This is a genomic window from Nannocystis pusilla (assembly GCF_020073745.1).
GTDB classification, from domain to species: Bacteria; Myxococcota_A; Polyangia; order Nannocystales; family Nannocystaceae; genus Nannocystis; species Nannocystis radixulma.
In genome coordinates this window covers 68,801-86,572 of sequence record NZ_JAIRAU010000037.1, presented here as the reverse complement: position 1 = coordinate 86,572, position 17,772 = coordinate 68,801, and the positions used below count along the sequence as shown (strand labels likewise).

Sequence of the window (17,772 nt, the reverse complement as noted above, 5' to 3'; positions counted from 1 at the left end):
GCCGACGACCGCCCCACCCGGTGGATCGGCCGGATCATCGACGGCCGCTACCGGATCGTCGAGCTGCTCGGCGAGGGCGGCATGGGCGCCGTCTTCGTCGCCGAGCACCTCAAGCTGCACAAGCACGTCGCGCTCAAGACCATCCGCGCCCAGTTCGCCGCCAACAGTCAGGCCGAGGCCAGGTTCACCCGCGAGGCGCTGGCGACCGCGCGGCTCGATCACCCGCACGTGGTCAGCGCGATCGACTACGGCCAATTGCCGGAGGGCGGCGCCTACCTCGTGATTCAGCTGGTGCGCGGCCGCAGCCTCACGAAGCAGATCGAGGAGGGCGCGCTCGGCTGGCTCGCGGCCTGTCGGCTCGGCGCCCAGATCGCCGACGCCCTGGCCGCCGCGCACGGCCTCGGCATCATTCACCGCGACCTCAAGCCCGACAACATCCTGCTCGAGCCGCGCGACGACGGCAGCTTCCACGCCCGCGTCCTCGACTTCGGCATCGCCCGCGTCGCCGCCGACGAGACCCACACCACCGGCACGCTCGCCGGCATCGGCAAGCCGATCACGCGCATGGGCGCCGTCGTCGGCACGCCCGGCTACATGGCCCCCGAGCAGGCCGTCGGCCAGCCCGTCGACGTCCGCGCCGACCTCTACTCCCTCGGCGTCATCCTGTGGGAGGCGTGCACCGGTCGATACCTGTGGGACGCCGAAGCGGTCACCGACCTGTTCGCCGCGCAATTGTCCCGACCGGCGCCGAGCCTGCGGAGCCTCCGCAGCGACATCCCGCCGATGTTGTCGGCGCTCGTCGACCAGCTGCTCGACCGCAAGCCCGAGCGACGGCCCGCCAACGCCGCCGTCGTGCGCGACGAGCTGCGCAAGCTCGCCCTCAGCGCCGAAGTCGACTCCGTACTCGCCGGCGCCACGCCGCGCGTCGCCGCGGCCGCGCTCGCCGCCCCACCGGCGCCGCATCCCGCCGCCGAACCACCGCGGAGCGAGCTGCCCTTCTCCGGCTCACGGACGCCGCATCTCGCCTCCGCCCCGCCGGTGTCACATCCGGCCTCCGAGCCCGCTCGCGTCGCCGCCCATACCCCCGCGACGGCGAAGCCAGCTGCAGCCATCGCCTCGCCCGCCGCTGCGAACCCCGGCACCGTCATCGCCGCCGTGAAGCCGGCCGCCAGCGCGTCGGCGTCGGCCGCCTCCGCGTCGCTGCCCGCCGCGCCCTCGACCGCCTCGCATCCGGCGGTCTCCGCCTCCACGTCGCGGCCCGTCGCCGCGCCCTCGACCGCCTCGCATCCGGCGGTCTCCGCCTCCGCGTCACTGCCCGTCGCCGCGCCCTCGACCGCCTCGCATCCGGCGGTCTCCGCCTCCGCGTCGCTGCCGGTCGCCGCGAGCCCTGCGGCCTCGACCGCCTCGCGTCCGGCCGTCGCCGCGTCCGGCAACGTCACGACCGCCAGCCACGCCGTCACCCGCCCCGAGCAGGCCGGCAGCGCCGCCGCGATCCCGCGCGCCGTCTGGCTCAGCGGCCTCGTCATCCTCGCCCTGTTCGTGATCGCCGCCGCCGTCGCCAGCCGCATGGCTGTCCCCAAGGACATCTCCGACCCCGACGATCCTGCCGCCGCGCCGGCCCCCGCCGACGGGCGTCAGGCCGCTGGCGCCGCGCCCGGGGTTCGCGGCCGCGGCCCGATCGAGGACCAGATCGCCGAGGTCCCCGCGGCCTACGCCGCGCACGCGCGCGTCCTCCTGACCAGCGACGACGCCCGCGCCCGCGAGCGTGCCGGCGCCGCGATCGCCCTCGCGCCGGAGGAGGACAAGCCGGCGATCCCGCTGTACCTGCGCAACCTCGCGTGGTTCGAGCAGGTCTCCGACTGCGAGGACAAGCGCCCGATCCTCGCCAAGATCCGCGAGCAGGGCGACGCCCGCGCCTTGCCCGGCCTGCAGCGGATCGCCTCCGCCCCGCCGGGCGCGTGCAAGATGGGCGACTTCCGCTTCGAGTGCATCGAGTGCCTGCGCGACGAGCTCGACCGCCTGATCGCGCGCTTCGAGGCGGAGCGGCGCTGATGGCCGAGGGCCGCGCGGTCGGCCTCCCTGTCTCTTCGGTCAGGCGCCTCCTCGTCCGCCTCGGCGCCCGCTTCAGCCTCGCCGGCCTCGCGTCGGGCCGACCGACCGCTGCGGCTCACGCCTCGCGCCGGCGCACCGACCGATGAAGCCGTCGTACCGGCGCCCCCTCGCCGCGGCGTCGCGAGCCAGGCTCGGCGCCGGGCCCGAGGAGCTCGCGGCCCTGCGCACCAGGCTCGAAGAGGTCGAGACGTGCACCTGACCGCGCCGGCCAAAGCGGCTCCAGGACCGCGAATTCGGGCTTCCACGGGCCTTTCTCGTCTCGCGGCGATCACGCCGTGCACCTCCGCACGGGCCTCGCGGGGGGACCGGCCGCGCGGCTCATGTAGTCTCCGCGCCCGTGATCCACATCGACGCCATCTCGAAGCAGCACGGCAAGCAGCTGCTGTTCGTCGAAGCCTCGGCCACCGTCTTCCGCGGCGAGAAGGTCGGGCTCGTCGGGCCCAACGGGGCCGGCAAGACCACCATCTTCCGCATGATCATGCAGACCGAGAGCCCCGACGAGGGCCAGGTGCGGGTCGAGAAGAGCATTTCGCTCGGCTACTTCAGCCAGGACGTCGGCGAGATGTCCGGGCGCAGCGTCGTCGCCGAGACCATGGACGGCGCCGGTCCGGTCGCGGCCGTCGCCGCCGAGCTGGCCGCGCTCGAGCTGGCGCTGGCCGACCCCGCGCGCATGGACGAGCTCGATGTCCTCGTCGCCCGCTTCGGCGAGGTCCAGGCCCGCTTCGAGGAGCTCGGCGGCTACGGCCTCGACGCCCGCGCGCGCGAGATCCTCGCCGGCCTCGGCTTCGGCCAGGACATGATGGACGGCGACGTCGGCAAGCTCTCGGGCGGCTGGAAGATGCGGGTCGCGCTCGCGCGGATCTTGCTCATGCGCCCCGACGTCCTGCTGCTCGACGAGCCGACCAACCACCTCGACCTCGAGTCGATCCTGTGGCTCGAGGGCTACTTGAAGGACTTCCAGGGCGCGGTGGTGATGACCAGCCACGACCGCGAGTTCCTCAACCGGATCGTCACCAAGATCCTCGAGATCGACGGCGGCGAGCTCACCACCTACGGCGGCAACTTCGACTTCTACGAGCAGCAGCGGGCCCTCGGCGAGGCCCAGCAGCAGGCCCAGTACGAGCGCCAGCAGGCCATGCTGGCCAAGGAGATCCGCTTCATCGAGCGCTTCAAGGCCCAGGCCGGGCGGGCCGCGCAGGTGCAGTCGCGGGTCAAGAAGCTCGACAAGATCGAGAAGGTCGAGCCGCCGCGGCGGCGCAAGGTCCTGTCGTTCGACTTCCGCGTCGCCCCGCGCTCCGGCAACGACGTCGTCAAGCTGGCGGGCATCCACAAGGCCTACGGCAAGAAGACGATCTACGCCGGCTTCGACCTGATGATCCGCCGCAAGGAGCGGTGGTGCATCATGGGCGAGAACGGGGCCGGCAAGTCGACGCTGCTCAAGCTGATCGCCGGCCAGACCCGGCCCGACCGCGGCGAGGTGACGATCGGCGCCGCCGTCAAGCTGGGCTACTTCGCCCAGCACGCCATGGACCTGCTCGAAGGGACAGGTACCGTCCTCGACTCGCTGATGGCCGCGTTCCCGCTGGCCTCGATCGGCCAGCTCAAGGCGCTCGCCGGCGCGTTCGGGTTCTCGGGCGAGGACGCCGACAAGCCGATCCGGATCCTCTCGGGCGGCGAGAAGGCGCGCGTCGTGCTGGCGCGCATGCTCTACGACCCGCCGAACCTGCTGGTCCTCGACGAGCCGACCAACCACCTCGACATGGCGACCAAGGACATGCTGGTCGGCGCGCTGTCGAACTTCGAGGGCACCATCGTGTTCGTGTCGCACGACCGCCGGTTCCTCGCCGCGCTGTCCAACCGGGTGCTGGAGCTCGGCGCCGGCGAGCCCCGGGTCTACGGCGGCGGTTACAGCGAGTACGTGGCCCAGAGCGGCCACGAGGCCCCAGGCATGCGCGCGAACTGATGTAAGCGCATTACACCCCGTCCGCGCTTGACGATCGACGTCTCTGCGTCAAGTTGGGTCCGCCGCATCTTGCGGCCTTGGGCTTCGATTTCTGGCAAGAGGCAGTACTGTCATGATCGTCTCGCGTCCTCCCCGCGTCCGCCTGCTCGCCGTCGCCGCCGTCGTGCTCGCCCTCGAGGCGGCCGGCTGCTGCCCCGACCCCGGGGAACGCACCGACGAGTTCGAGGGCACCGTCAACGGCGACGCCCTCGCGCACGTCCGCGACAACAGCGGCAACGACGACCAGCGGTGCGACAGCGCCTGCCGCAACCTGGTCGACGGCGAGGTCGAGAACGTCGACGCGTGCGAGGCCGTCGGGCCGGAGGACAACCCCGACGACCCGTGGGACCCGACCAACGTCGAGGTCTCGATCACCTGCACCGTCACCTACACGCCCTGGGTGTTCTGCACCGGCCGCCGCCCGCAGGGCCACGTCGAGGCCGACGTCGCCGTCGACTCGCGCGCCGCGTGGTTCGCCGTCCACGCCCACCTCGAGCGCGCCTCCGTCACCGCCTTCTCCGAGCTGGCCGACTGGCTGCAGCGCCGCCGCGCCCCCTTCCCGCTGGTCGCTCGCTGCTGCGAGGCCGCCGTCGACGAGGTCCGCCACGCCGAGGCGCTCGAGGCCCTCGCTCGCCGCGACGGCGCCGAGGTCGTCCCGCCGCGCGCCGACCCTCCCACCGACGACCTGTTCGCCGTGGCCCTGCACAACGCCGTCGAGGGCTGCGTGTCCGAGGCCTTCGCCGCCGTCGTCGCCGCCCACCAGGCCGCCCACGCCCGCTCGCTCGAGCTGCGCGCCCTGTTCTCGCGGATCGCCGCCGACGAGCTGCGCCACGGGCAGCTGGCCTGGGACCTCCACGCCTGGCTGTGGGACCAACTCACGCCCGAGCAGCGCGGCGCCCTCGCCCGCGCCCAGACCCGCGCCCTGGCCGACCTCGCCGCCAGCTCGCGCCGGGCCGCCGCCGCCACCCCGCGCGAGCTCGGCTGGCCGGAGCCCGACCACGCCGTCCGCATGGCCGAGCTGTTCGCCCGCCGCCTGGGCGCCGACGCCGGCCTGGCCGCCTGACCTCCAGGACATGCCCCTGCGGTCAGCGCGGCCGAGCAGCACGTGGAGCCGGACTGACGGAGGTGGAATCGGCGCAGGTCTCACATCACCAATACGGTACGTGTGGTCTAGATCCGCCCAGCGCGCCATTGAGCGCGAGAATATGTTATTAGGGACAGGTCCCAAGTCGCTCTAGCTTGGCTCGAATTTGTCTCGAAGATTTGGGGGTAGGAGGAAGGGTCATGATCACTGCTGCCTTTGTGCGCGAGTGCAAGCCTCGCGCGATGAAGTACGAAGTCACCTGCGATGCGCTCCCCGGGTTCATCCTGCGGGTTCTGCCCAGCGGGAAGAAGGTTGCGCTGATTCGCTACCGCTTCGATGGGAAGGATCACCGGGTCAAGATCGGACTGCTCGGGCCCGCTCTGTCGATCGATGAGGCGCGGCGGCGTGCCGCCGTGATGCTCGCTGACGTCGCCGCCGACGCGAACGACGATGAGCCGGCGAGCCCACGGGCCGCGGGCAAGGCCGCACGAGTGAAACAGGTGGAACGGGCACCGTTCCAGATCGTCACGCTCCGCGAGCTCGCCGAGCGGTTCGTGCGGACCTACGTCGACGTGTACTTGAAGCCAGGTACAGCCGAACGGTACCGGCATCAGCTCGAGACGATCATCCTGCCGGGTCTCACCGACAAGGAGAAGAACATTCCGCCGCTCGGCGACCGCGACTACCGGACGATCAAGCGGTCTGACGTGTCGGAGCTGCACGGCCAGATGAAGGACCGGCCCGGCGCCGCGAACAACATGGTCATGGTGGTCTCCAGCCTGTACGCCCGGATCATCGATGATTGGGAGCTCGCCCCCGACATGCGCAACCCGGCCCACGGGTGCCGGCTATTCCCGATGCCGAAGCGCGAGCGCTTTCTGTCGCCAGAGGAGCGCCAGCGGCTGCACGCGGTCATCCAGGCGGGCCTCAAGATCCCCGCCGGTCGGCGCGGCCATCTGAAGATTCAGAGCGTGTGGGCGCTCGATCTGCTCGCGCTGACGGGCCGCCGCCGCGACGAGATCCTGACGCTCACGTGGCCGATGGTCGACTGGCAGCACTCGCTGCTGAACATCCCCGACACCAAGACCGGCGAGTTGAAGGTCCCGGTGTCGGCCCGCGTGCTCGCGCTGCTGAAGCACATTCACGACCAGACCGGCAACCCGCGCACCGGATACGTGCTGCGCACCGCCAAGGGGACGCGCCTGACCGGCCTCAACGCCACCTGGTACAACATCCGCAAGGCCGCCGACCTGACGGACGTCCGCCTGCACGACCTGCGGCACAGCTTCGCCAGCGACGCGCTGATGAGCGGCGTCCCGCTGGCGACGGTCGGCAAGCTGCTGGGCCACAAGCAGGCGCGGACGACCGAGCGCTACGCCCACCTGGCGAACGATGTCGTCCGCCAGGGGCTCGAGCAGGCTACCGAGCGGATCGTCGAGGCCGCGACGCCGGTCCCCGCGCTGCCGCCGGCGCCGTTCGTGCCGATGAGCGACGCGCAGTGGAAGGCGATCGCGGCGATCGTGGAGAGCACGCGCGGCCCCTGCGGCGGCCCGCGCACCGACCTCCGCCGAACCGTGGACGGGATCCGCTGGGTCCTGCACACCAGCGCGAAGTGGAGCGAGATCCCCGCCGAGTACGGCAGGGCCACCACCGCGTGGCGCTGGTACGAGCGCTGGTGCAGCGACGGCACCTGGCAACAGATCGCGGCCACCCTCGCGCTGCCGGCGGCCGAGGTCGGGCGCGCGCCAGGCCGCCGGCCCCCGCGGGGCGAGTCGCGCCGGCGCGCCGCGCCGATCGACGTCCCCGCGGTCGAGACCTCGGCTCCGATGTAGCCCTGCGCACGTCGCTGGACGGCGCCCCCGGCGACGATGCCGTCCGGGGGCGCCGTCGCTACGTCCCCCGTGCGCTGCCGACCTACGAACAGCCCGCGTGCCAGCCAGCACCCCCCCGCCTCGCCGACGGCCCGCGCGCGGCCAACACCCGGCGGGCCCCGCCGTCGCACGGAGCAACAGCCCGCGCGCAAGCCAACAGCCCCCGCGTCCGCCGCCTCGCCGACGCCCGCGCGGAGCAACAGCCCACACGCCGGCCAACACCCCCCGGCGGCCGACACCCTCCCGGTGCAGCCCGCATGCAAGTCGCCGCCGGCAGCTCCGCCGGTCAACGTCGACGCTGCCCGCCCTCCGGTGCGCGTGCCGATCGGCGCCGACGCGTTCGCCCGCGTCGAGGCCAAGAACGCCGCCGTCGCGGCCGAACTGGCGCAGCGAGCCCGTCACGACCGGCGCGGCCGTCACCCAGCGAAGCCCCGCACCGCGGCGACTTCGCGCCATTTCGCTCCTCGAGCCCGCCGTGGACCTGCTCACGCGGAGCCCGTCGAAGGCATCGCCCCTGCGAGACCACCGTACATGCTCGCCGTGCCACGTCGTGACGGGCGGGCGCGGAATGGCGTGAGGTCTCGCCGTGGAGGTGAGACCGATGCAGGCGAAGAAGCAGAAGCGGCCGAGCGAGAGGTTCAAGCGGAAGGTGCTGGCGCGCTGGCGATGGTTGGCGGCGCGTGGTATGGATCTCGAGCAGGCCGCGAGCGAGATCGGCGTGGCAGTCGCCGACCTGAGCGCGTGGTCACGAGGCCAGGAGGTCGAGGCGCCGCTGCTCGTGCCGGTGCAGGTCGAGGTCGAGTCGACGACGCCGCGGGAGATCGTCGTCGTGCTCGCCGGCGGTGTGCGGATCGAGGGGCTCAGCGTCGCGGAGGTCGTCGAGCTGGTGCGGAGGCTGCCGTGATCGGAGCACACGGTCGCGTGCCGGTGTTCGCGTATCGACGGCCGGTCGACTTGCGCAAGGGCTTCGAGGGCCTCGGCGCACTCGTGCAGCAGGCGCTCGGCGAGGACCCGCTATCGGGGGCGCTGTACCTGTTCACGAATCGGCGGCGCACGACGGCGAAGGTGCTGCAGTTCGACGGCACGGGCATGACGCTGTACATCAAGCGGCTCGCCCGTGGTCGGTTCGCGGCGCTGTGGGAAGGCGAGGACGCGACGACGTTGTCGCTGACGCGGCCGGAGCTCGAGCTGTTCCTGCAGGGCAGCCAGCTCGTCGGCAAGGTGCCGCTCGCACCGGCGATGCTGAGCGAAAAAGATCTTGTCATCCGCGCGTGAGCGGATCATAAGAGGAGCGTGATCGCGCTCGAAAGATCTTCGGCGATTCGTCGGAGCGACGGCCGAGCCCGCACCCGCCCGGCGACGAGCCGCCGAAGCAGCCGAAGACAGGGCACGGGCCCACGCCGCAGCTGAAGCTGCCGACGCGCGAGGAGCATCATCGACTCCCGGACGACGCGCGCACGTGCCCGGCGTGCAACGGCTCGCTCGAGGAGATGGGCGAGGTCACCGAGGATGCCGAGGAGGTCACGGTCGAGCGGCGGCGATTCGTGGTCGTCAAGCACAAGCGCCACAAGTACCGCTGTCGCTGCAACGGGGCGGTGAAGACGGCTCCGGGCCCGCTACGGCTGATCCCCGGCGGTCGCTATTCGATCGACTTCGCCATCGCGCTCGAGATCGACAAGCGGCTGAATCACCTGCCGCTCGATCGCCAGCGCCGGCAGATGGCGCGCGAGGGCCTCGAGATCTCGACGCAGACGATGTGGGATCAGGAGGACGCGCTCGCCGAGCTCCTCGAGCCCAGCTACGTCAAGCTGCTCGCGTACGTCCTGGGCGACGACGTCATCGGCGCCGACGAGACGCACTGGCGGCTGATGCAGAAGGACAGCAGCAAGAAGTGGTGGGTCTGGTGCCTGACGACCCACGATGCCGCCTGGTACATGCTCGAGCCGAGCCGCTCGGCCGAGACGATCCGCGGTGTGCTCGGCGAGTTCGAGGGCGTGGTGATGTGCGACGCCTACGGGGCCTACGGCTCGCTGGCGAAGGGCAGCCAGGGTCGGCTGCGGCTCGCCCACTGCTTCGCGCATGCGCGACGCAAGTTCTTCGAGATCCGCAACTTGTACCCCGAGCCGGCCAGGCAGGCGCTCGAGATGATCGACGCGCTGTTCCTGATCGAGCGCGAGCTGCCGTCGCCCGACGACCTCGAGGGCGAGCAAAAGATCGTCGCGCTCGAGCTCCGCCGGCTGCGGCGTGACACCGAATCGCGGACGCTCACCGAGAGGCTCAAGGCGTGGACCGGGCAGCAGACGGCGCTCCCGCGCAGCGCGCTCGCCGATGCGATCGGCTACCTCCTGGGCAACTGGACCGGCCTGACGGCGTTTCTCGACGATCCGCTGATCCCGCTCAGCAACAATCGCACCGAGCGCGCGCTGCGTGGCATGGTCATCGGGCGCAAGAATCACTACGGGTCGAGATCGGTGCGCGGGACCCAGGTCGCGGCGATCTTCTACACGCTGATCGAGACCTGCATCCTCTGCGACGTCGATCCGGAGGAGTATCTGCGATTCACTGCTCGCGCGGCGCGGCGCGAGCCGGGGACCGCCGTCTTGCCCCAAGAATTCGCCCGCGGGCACAGGCCCGCGGGCGGTCAGCGCGGCCCGCGACGGCCTACGGCTTGTACAAGAACACGTACAGGCCCGGCCGGCTTGCAGAGCCCGGCGCTGCCTCCATCGTTACGACGCGGCCGAGCGCCACCGCGGTATCGGCGATCAGCGCCACATCGATGTAGTCGAGCATCCATCCCGCCTGCTCCGCCAGACGGGCCTCCAGCCATTTGCGAAAGAACCCACGGATCGTCAGGTGGCGGCCCTCGTACCGGCCGAGCATCAGCCGAATCTCTTTTTCGTTGTCACCCAGGCGCTCCCGCAGCGCAGCCCGGACCTCTCGCTCTTCGTCGTTCATCGGCGTTTCCTCCGCCGACGAGCCTCAGGCCGCCCTCAGTTCACTTCATGACGTGGCACGGCGAGCATGTACAGACCACCTTCGAGCACTCGTCCGCCCGAGCAACACCTGCAAGCCGGGCAACAGCCCGCACGCCGAGCAACACTCGGCGAGCAAGCCCCGCCTGCATTTCAACGCCGAGGAATGGGGACCCCGACTTCGTAGAGGACAGCTCCCGTGGCGAGCTCCGAACCCGTTGCTCGCCAGATCCGCACGTGGTACGGGTCGCCGGGGAGCGTCAGTACCACTTGTAACGACGCGTCAACGCCCTTGCGGAGCTCGGGGGCCAACAGGTTCGGACCTCCCGAGAGCGACCCTCTGAGATCTGTCAGCCACTGCACCAGCTCGTCCTGGTTCGTCTTGCCGACCAGCCACATTTGCCCGGACGAGAAATGAACGACCCCCCAGGGCGCTTCGCCGACGGCGACGGTGGCACCCGGAACATCCACGACAGTGCTGGGCCGCAAACCAAGCCGAGTCCACGTGGCCTCGAGATTCAGCGCGCAGGGTACGGGGAACGCCCAAACCCCGATCTCCGAACTCGTGGTGAAGAACAGTGCCTCGCCCGGATCCAGTTGCACCGCGCGGAGGAATTGGCGTACGCTAGGTAGTTTCCCTCGCACCGACGCGACGATAGGACCGAGGACCCTCGCCTGTCCGAACGGAGACTCCGACGCTCCCTCCATCGTCGTCAGCGCTGTCGGCAGCTCGCTGTCGTGAAGCCGCACCGCCACTGCCTGCTGCGCCTTCCCAGGGATCCAGCCGAACGAAAGAAATGTCCGATTGCTCGGCTCGCTGCAGCCTTCCTGCGGCGCCTCTGCCTTGGGGGTGCTGGCGTCCACCGAGGACCCCAACGAGTCGAGCCCGTGGGGCGCCGCGGCGCTATTCGCCCGCGGCGGCGGCGACGTGGCGCGGTCGTGACTGCGCGTCCGACAGCCCATGAGCAGGAGCCCGACAACAAGCATGGTGGCACGAGTATCAGGCACCCTCGCATCCTTCCGAATTAGATGTGCACGCAGCCGGTGTTGACGTTACACCAGCAACTCTCGTACTCGAGCCAATCCCAGGTCGGGCACCGCTTCTCATACGGGTAGAGCAATTCAATCCGGCGCACGTCCTCCTCGTTGATCCACCGCGCATTCATCTGTGCCGGCAGACCATCCGCACGCATGAGATCTTCGCCGCAGTTCCGGTGGTCGAGCCCCCATGCGTGTCCAACCTCGTGAGCGATGACCTTGTTCAGGTCGTAGTTCGACTGGAACGGCGGGGTATGACACGGCCCCCAGCGGAAGTCGAAGTCGGTGACGTTGATCTCGATGTCCGTATCGGTGTAGGTTGCCCGATCGAGCGCGCTGTTCCAAGGGGCGTTGATGTGCGTCCGTGCCGCAGCGGCGCACATCTGCCCCGGCATCGGGTTGGCGCACGGCACTGGAATCGACATGGTTCCCTTGCGGATGCAGTTCACCTGATCCGTCGCATTGAAGTTGCAATTCGAGTTCTCAGGCGCCCCCATGCTGATGCGGCTCCATGCCGCGTTGGGGTCGTTCCAGTAGACCGCCTCCTCCCACATCCAGATACCTTCGGTCACGGGGGTCGCCATATCGCAATCATTCCCCGAACTTCCGAGCCCGGAGTGCAACGCGAACACCTTGGACGGCAGATTCACGACATCAGGATCCTCGGCCGGATCTACCTCGGAGACGCGATGGGTGAAATTCCCCCATAGCGCGGACGCGAGCGGCGTGTTGATACTGTCCCAGGTTGGACAACCAGGGAGCGCAATATCAAGAGGCGCAGGGAACTGGACTCCCCCCGACATCTGAGCCGCGTACGTCGCAGCCGGGAGCGTCGGGCAGGACACGCACCCCGTAGGCGCCGTCACCGCCGGAATCGCCACGAGCGTGAGGTTGTAAGTCTGGCCTTGCGTGAGATGCTCGTGTCCAAAGACATAGTCGATGGTCACATTCTCTCCAGAAAGGAAGTCACCCTTCTTACCACCCGGGATCCACAGGCCGATCGTCGCCCCGGCCATGGCGTTGCCCGAGATCACACGCTGGATGGTCAGGGTATATGGGGTCCAGAGGACCGCGGACGCGGAGTTTGCCTCCGAGCTCGAAGTATCGAGAATCGCTCGGGTCGTTTTCGAGATCCAAACCGGTTGATGACGCTGCGTCACCGACGCCTCGATGACAATCTGATTGATAACCGCATTGGGCTCGGGCCCTCGAGCCGAGGGGGACTCGACCGCGTCGACTTCATCTTCCGCCTCAAGCTCGCAACCACCACTCCCGATTGCACTACCGAGCGCTCCCACCAGAACTGCACAAAAAGACCGTTGTTTGTCCATGGTTCGATGGATATCTGACGAGGGCGTCGCGTTCAAGACCTGTCTGCAAATGACAAGTTGCCTTTACTCACAAAGCATGTTGTAGCGACGATTGCAAAACGCGACCGAGGCAGCTCGCCTGCCGCATCTGAGTATTTACCTCCCGTCGTATCCTCGAATGCGCGCACGTCACGCGAAACGAGACCCGAGCAGCGATTCTGGGATTCGACCCTAAGGAGCCTTCTGATAGTCACCCTCCTCCCCGGCGGTTAACGCGGTAGCGGCCTTCGTCCGCCGGCGCGTCGCCGGGGGCTCGTAACCGAGAACTCAGGCCGACTCGTTAGTAGAGTTCCTGTGAGCAAGACACGGGAGTTGGCCGAAAGAGGGTGCGTAGACCTTCCGTAAGGGGGGTAGGTGCCAGAACACGTGCAACACGCGCGCACCCGTGGCCCGCTCGTGCCCGCGAGACACCGCGCGTCGCGTCGCTCGCTGCACGCGACCCAACGCGCGAACGCGAGAGCAACACAACAGGCGCGCACAGTGGGCGAAATCTGCGCGCCGCGCCCCGCCTCGCCGACGCCGCGCAGCACAACAGCGCGCGCCGGCCAACACTCCGCTTGGGCTGTTGCTCCGCGCGCGCAGGCCGTTGCTCCGCGCGCGACGTCGGCGAGGGGGCGCGGGCTGTCAAGGGTCGGCCTCACTGATCGCCTCGAGGTTGGCAGAACTGATCGCCCACTCGAGGCCCGAGGACAGGAGCACTCGGGGCAATCTCGCGGCGAGCAACACCCCTCCGGCGATCCACACCCCGGCCGCCGCCCCCCGCGCGGCGCCACAGCCTGCGCGCGGCCAACACCTCCGCCCCGCGCCGGCTTGGCGGGCCCGCGCACACGGCCAACACCGCCCCGCCGACGCGCCCGTGCGGCGGCACCGGCCGGCGTCCGTGCGAGCGCGGGAGTGGCCGACCGCGCGGCCGTCGGTGTTGCTCCCGGCGAGGCGATGTCGCTCCGCCGCGACCGCGCGGCCGTCGGTGTTGCTCCCGGCGAGCCGCTCCGTTGGTGTTGCTCCCGAGCCGCCGTCGCTCGGCGCGCTCGTGCGGCCGTCGGTGTTGCTCCCGGCCAGCCGCTGTCCCTCGGCGCCGCCGGTGTTGCTCCGCCGCGACCGCGCGGCCGTCGGTGTTGCTCCCGGCGAGGCGGTGTCGCTCGGCGCGCTCGTGCGGCCGTCGGTGTTGCTCCCAGCGAGGTGTGTAGCTCCGCCGCGAGCGTTATGCGGCCGGCTCCACGCGAACGCGGCCGCCGGGCTCCCGGAGCCGCTGTCGCTCGCCGTGATCGTGCCGCCGCCGGTGTTGCTCCCGGCGAGTCGCTGTCGCTCCGCCGCGACCGCGCTGCCGTCGGCGTTGCTCCCGGCGTGCCGCTGTCGCTCGGCGGTGTCGCTCCGCCGCGACCGCGCGGCCGTCGGTGTTGCTCCCGGCGAGGCGGTGTCACGCCGCGCGATCGTGGGCTGTCTTGGGCCGCGCTCGACAGCACTCGCGACGTCGCGCCTCGCGTCCTGACGCGGCGCAACAGTGTTGGATCGCGCCGAGCAACAGGAGCTTGACCACGGCCAGGCGGGTCCTACGATAGACGACTATGGGCACGCGTCGGTGGTTCGGGGAGTTGGAGTCATGGTTGCGACGCTCGGGCATGAGCAAGCAGGATCTGGCGGAGCGCTCGGGGCACAGCTCTGCTCACGTGCTCGGGCTGTTCGAGCAGCAAGACCCGAACCCCAAGCTGGCGCTCTACCTCGAGCTCGTCCAGACCGCCGGCGCTCGCTTCCACGGTGTTCTGGTCAATGAGCCCGTGGCAGTCATTGAGCGGATCAAGGAGATCATCGCACGCGAGGAGATCAAGACCGTGTCGGCGCTCTCCAACCGCTCCGGCATCAACCGTTCGCAGCTTAGCAGCCTGCTCAACGACCCCGATCCGAACCCCACGCTGGCGACGTTCGATCGTCTCGTCGCCGCGCTGGGCGTCGAACAGGAGTTTGGGCTCGTCAGCTTCATGGAAGAGGAAGTAGAGCAGGCGATCGCCATCGGCCTCGAGGATGTCGAGGCGGTGAAGCAGGAGGCGAAGGTGCGGCACCTGCGAGCCGTGCCCAACCCGTCGCCCACGATGTCGGCGGCCGAAGCGATGCGCCGCCTCGCCGATGCGGAGCGCGCGGCGGAAGCCAAGGCCCAGGCGGCAGTGGCCGAGTTGACAGAGCGTGTCCGGCTGCTTCACGAGCAGAACGTCGCGCTCGAGAAGCGGCTCGCGGACGAGGCCGCCGAGCTCGACAGGCTGCGCGGCTCGAACGTCTCGCTCGAGCGCATCCGAGCCGACGATCGGGCCGAGATCGCCAGGTTGCAGCAAGCCAACCGCGAGCTCGAGCGGCTTCACATGCAGGATCGGGCCGAGATCGCGGATCTGGCCGCTCGGAAGGACTGGAGCCTCGGCAGCAAGATCCTGCTCGGCCTCACGGGCTTCGCTGTCGGCGTTGGCGCAGCGCTTGCCGTGCAGGGAGCGCGAGGCCGATCGTAGCGAGGTGACGACCGCCAGCGTGCAGACAGGCGTCTGCGCTGCTGTGCGGGCGCCCGTCGGGAGGCGCATCTCACCGTCACTTCTTCGGCGGTGGCCGAGTCACGAGGTAGGCCGCTCCCCCGACGGCAGCCGCCCCCGTGACCACTTCGAGGGCCGTACGCCACCATTTCTTTTTTCCCTTGAGCTCGCGGAGCTCGGTCTCGTTCTGCTGGACCTGCTGCCGTAGCACCGCATTCTGCTGCTGTAGAGCCCTGATCTGATTTGCCTGTTCGTTGGCGATGTCGTCCGTGGCGCGCTCGTCGTCGTCCGCCTGGTCGTCGTCGTCGTCGTCGTCGGCCTCGCCGTCGGCCTCTTCGTCGGCCTCTTCGTCGGCCTCTTCGTCGGCCTCGCCGTCGGCCTCTTCGTCGGCTTCGTCGTCGTCAGCCTCGTCGGTCTCGTCGTCGTCGGCCTCGTCGGCCTCGTCGTCGTCGGCCTCGTCGTCGTCGTCCGCGTCGTCGTCGTCGGACTCGTCGGCCTCGTCGCCGTCGGCCTCGTCATCGTCGTCGGCGTGGTCGTCGTCGGCCTCGTCGTCATCGTCGGCCTCGCTCGCCTCGGCCGACATGATCCCGAAGTCGTCCTCGATCTCGAGCGCTTCAACGATGCGATCGATCACCGCCAATTTCGGGTTCGGATCGGGATCGTTGAACAAGGTGCTGAGCTGCGGCCGGTTGACCTCGGCGAGACGCGCGAGCTTCGACGTCGAGATGTCCCGCGCCTCCATCACGGCCCCGAGGCGTTCCACCACGGCCCGCGGTGTGTTCTCGTCGACGCCGGCGAACCGGGCCTCCGCGGCGTCGAGTAGGTCCAGGTAGAGCTGTAGCGACGGGTTCGGACTTGGGTCGGCGAACAGCGCGAGCACGTGCGCCGCCTTGTGTCCGGACAGTTTCGCGACCTCTTCCTTGCTCATCCCCTCCTGACGCATCCACTTCGCCAGATCCCCGAACCACCGCCGCGTTGCCATAGGTGATGAGCATAGGCCGGACGCCGACGCCGACAAGGGTGTTCGTCGCGCGACCGAACAAGCGCGGAGCCGCGAGCGAGCGCGCGGCGTTGCTCAGCCTGCGACGTGTTGCTCCGTCCGCGAAGTGCTGCGCGAGCGTGCGAGCGCGCGCTGGTGTTGCTCGGCGATGTCGCGTCGAGCAACGGCGGCTCGCCGGGAGCAACACCGGCGGCCGCGTTCGCGCCGAGCGACAGCGGCTCGCCGCCGAGCGACAGCGGCTCGCCGGGAACAGGCGGCGCCGAGCGACGTCGCCGGGCACCGCCCCCGGCGGCACGATCACGGCGAGCAACCAGCGGCTCGCCGGGAGCAACACCGACAGCCCACGGTCGCGCGGAGCGACACCGCCTCGCCGGGGCAACACCGACGGCCGCGCGCTCGCGGCGGAGCGACACCGACGGCCGCGCTGGTTGCGGCGGAGCGACACCGCCTCGCGCGGAGCGAAACACCGCGCTCGCGGAGCGGCGGCCCCATGGTCCCGCCGCAGCGGCGCGCCGGGAGCAACACCGACGACCGTGCGACACCGGCGAGCGGCTGGGAGCAACACCGGCGGCGCCGAGCGACAGCAGCTCGCCGGGAGCAACACACTCCTCGCCGGGAGCAACACCGACGGCCGCACGATCGCGCCGAGCGACACCGCCTCGCCGGGCGCCGAGCGACAGCACGCTGGGAGCAACACCGGCGGCCGCGTTCGCGCCGAGCGACAGCGGCTCGCCGGGAACAACACCGGCGGCGCCGAGCGACAGCGGCTCGCCGGGAACAACACCGGTGGCGCCGAGCGACACCGCCTCCCGGAACAACACCGACGGCCGCACGAATCGCGCCGACAGTGCCTCGCGGGAGCAACACGCGCTCCACCTCGCCGGGAGCAACGCCGACGGGCACGATCGCGCCGAGCGACACCGCGGAGCGCGCTCGCGCCGAACGACACCGCGAGGACGCCGCCGTGCATCCCGCTCGTGCTCGGCGTGGCGCTGAGCCCCGTCGCGGTGTTGCCCCGGCGAGGCGCGCGGCCGTGGTGTTGCTCCGGCGATCGTGCAAGCGGAACCGAGGCGGCGGGGTCATGCCCAGAATTCAACGTAGAGCGCCAAGAGGAGGAGACCGAAGTTACCTCCTGCGTGGACGGCAACAGCACCTGCAAGGCCGAACCAGCCGAAGAAGTAGGCGTATGCGACGCCCGCGAGGAAGTAGTCGGCCGCGGGAGTGAGGCCGTAGACCAGGACGTGCAGTCCGAAGAACACGACGCCCGACGCGAGCGCCGCGCCGTGGCGACCGAGGTACGGCAACACGGTCGGCATGAACAGCGCGCGGTAGGGTATCTCCTCCGTCAAGGGCGACAGAATGACACCGTGCACGAACACGATCGCAGCGTCCGCCGCGTCGACGGGCGGGACGCTGCGAGCGAACGAGTCGCGCCACTCGTGCCGGCGCAGCTCGTCCACAAACTCGGGGTAGCTCAGGCGGTTCCACAGGCTGTAGTTCACCGGCGGGAGCATGTGGAGGAGCGCAGCGCCGACGAACAGGCCGAGCAACACGAGCGCGAACCGCCCCCCGACGATCGCCCGCGCTCGCTGGGTCTCCGTGGGCGTCAGGCCGAGATCGGCGGCTGTGAACAGATCGCGGCGGCGCGCGAGAACCACGGCCGCCACGCAGACCACAACGCTCGACCCGGAGATCATCAGCAGGCGGCCGAGCGACGTGTGAATGGGCGCGTACCCGAGGCGGACGGGGAGGAAGGCCAGCCAGTCCGCGACGAACACCGCGAGCAGGAAGGCGAGGCGCCTGGACATCCAGG

11 protein-coding genes are annotated in these 17,772 nt (G+C 70.1%); 8 read left to right on the top strand and 3 right to left on the bottom strand.

All coding sequences use genetic code 11. The features are described from left to right. From K7C98_RS27610 to tnpC, 7 genes are all read left to right on the top strand, one after another. Positions 1-2,052 (top strand): serine/threonine-protein kinase (locus K7C98_RS27610; protein ID WP_224194772.1); only part of this gene is annotated, 2,052 nt, incomplete at its 5' end. A 397-nt stretch (positions 2,053-2,449) separates the two neighbouring features. Beyond that, positions 2,450-4,075 carry an ABC-F family ATP-binding cassette domain-containing protein gene (locus K7C98_RS27605; protein ID WP_224194771.1) on the top strand — a complete coding sequence of 542 codons (1,626 nt, stop codon included), beginning with the start codon at positions 2,450-2,452 and terminating at the stop codon, positions 4,073-4,075. A gap of 112 nt (positions 4,076-4,187) precedes the next feature. Then, positions 4,188-5,177 carry a ferritin-like domain-containing protein gene (locus K7C98_RS27600; protein ID WP_224194770.1) on the top strand — a complete coding sequence of 330 codons (990 nt, stop codon included), beginning with the start codon at positions 4,188-4,190 and terminating at the stop codon, positions 5,175-5,177. 221 nt (positions 5,178-5,398) lie between these two features. Next, positions 5,399-7,030, top strand: a complete 1,632-nt coding sequence (locus K7C98_RS27595; protein WP_224194769.1) for a tyrosine-type recombinase/integrase — start codon at positions 5,399-5,401, stop codon at positions 7,028-7,030. A 640-nt stretch (positions 7,031-7,670) separates the two neighbouring features. After that, a complete protein-coding gene (locus tag K7C98_RS27590; RefSeq protein WP_224194768.1) occupies positions 7,671-7,973 on the top strand; it encodes a hypothetical protein in 303 nt (100 codons plus the stop codon). After that, positions 7,970-8,344 (top strand): IS66 family insertion sequence element accessory protein TnpB, encoded by a 375-nt coding sequence (gene tnpB / locus K7C98_RS27585; RefSeq protein ID WP_224194767.1) that lies wholly within the window; start codon positions 7,970-7,972, stop codon positions 8,342-8,344. The genes K7C98_RS27590 and tnpB overlap by 4 nt, the downstream gene beginning before the upstream one ends. A gap of 35 nt (positions 8,345-8,379) precedes the next feature. Then, entirely contained in the window at positions 8,380-10,317 is a 1,938-nt protein-coding gene (tnpC, locus tag K7C98_RS27580) for an IS66 family transposase (protein WP_224194775.1), read from the top strand. Positions 10,318-11,066: 749 nt separating this feature from the next. Here tnpC and K7C98_RS27575 read toward each other — a convergent pair. Next, positions 11,067-12,410 (bottom strand): matrixin family metalloprotease, encoded by a 1,344-nt coding sequence (locus tag K7C98_RS27575; RefSeq protein ID WP_224194766.1) that lies wholly within the window; start codon positions 12,408-12,410, stop codon positions 11,067-11,069. A 1,658-nt stretch (positions 12,411-14,068) separates the two neighbouring features. On the opposite strand from K7C98_RS27575, the gene K7C98_RS27570 reads away from it, so the two are divergent. Further along, entirely contained in the window at positions 14,069-14,941 is an 873-nt protein-coding gene (locus K7C98_RS27570) for a helix-turn-helix domain-containing protein (protein ID WP_224194765.1), read from the top strand. Between the two features lie 76 nt (positions 14,942-15,017). Here K7C98_RS27570 and K7C98_RS27565 read toward each other — a convergent pair whose 3' ends face one another. Both K7C98_RS27565 and K7C98_RS27560 read right to left on the bottom strand, forming a co-directional pair. After that, on the bottom strand, positions 15,018-15,941 hold the full coding sequence (locus K7C98_RS27565; protein WP_224194764.1) for a helix-turn-helix domain-containing protein: 924 nt from the start codon (positions 15,939-15,941) through the stop codon (positions 15,018-15,020). Positions 15,942-17,038: 1,097 nt separating this feature from the next. Then, positions 17,039-17,767, bottom strand: a complete 729-nt coding sequence (locus K7C98_RS27560; protein WP_224194763.1) for a CPBP family intramembrane glutamic endopeptidase — start codon at positions 17,765-17,767, stop codon at positions 17,039-17,041. Positions 17,768-17,772 lie beyond the last annotated feature (5 nt).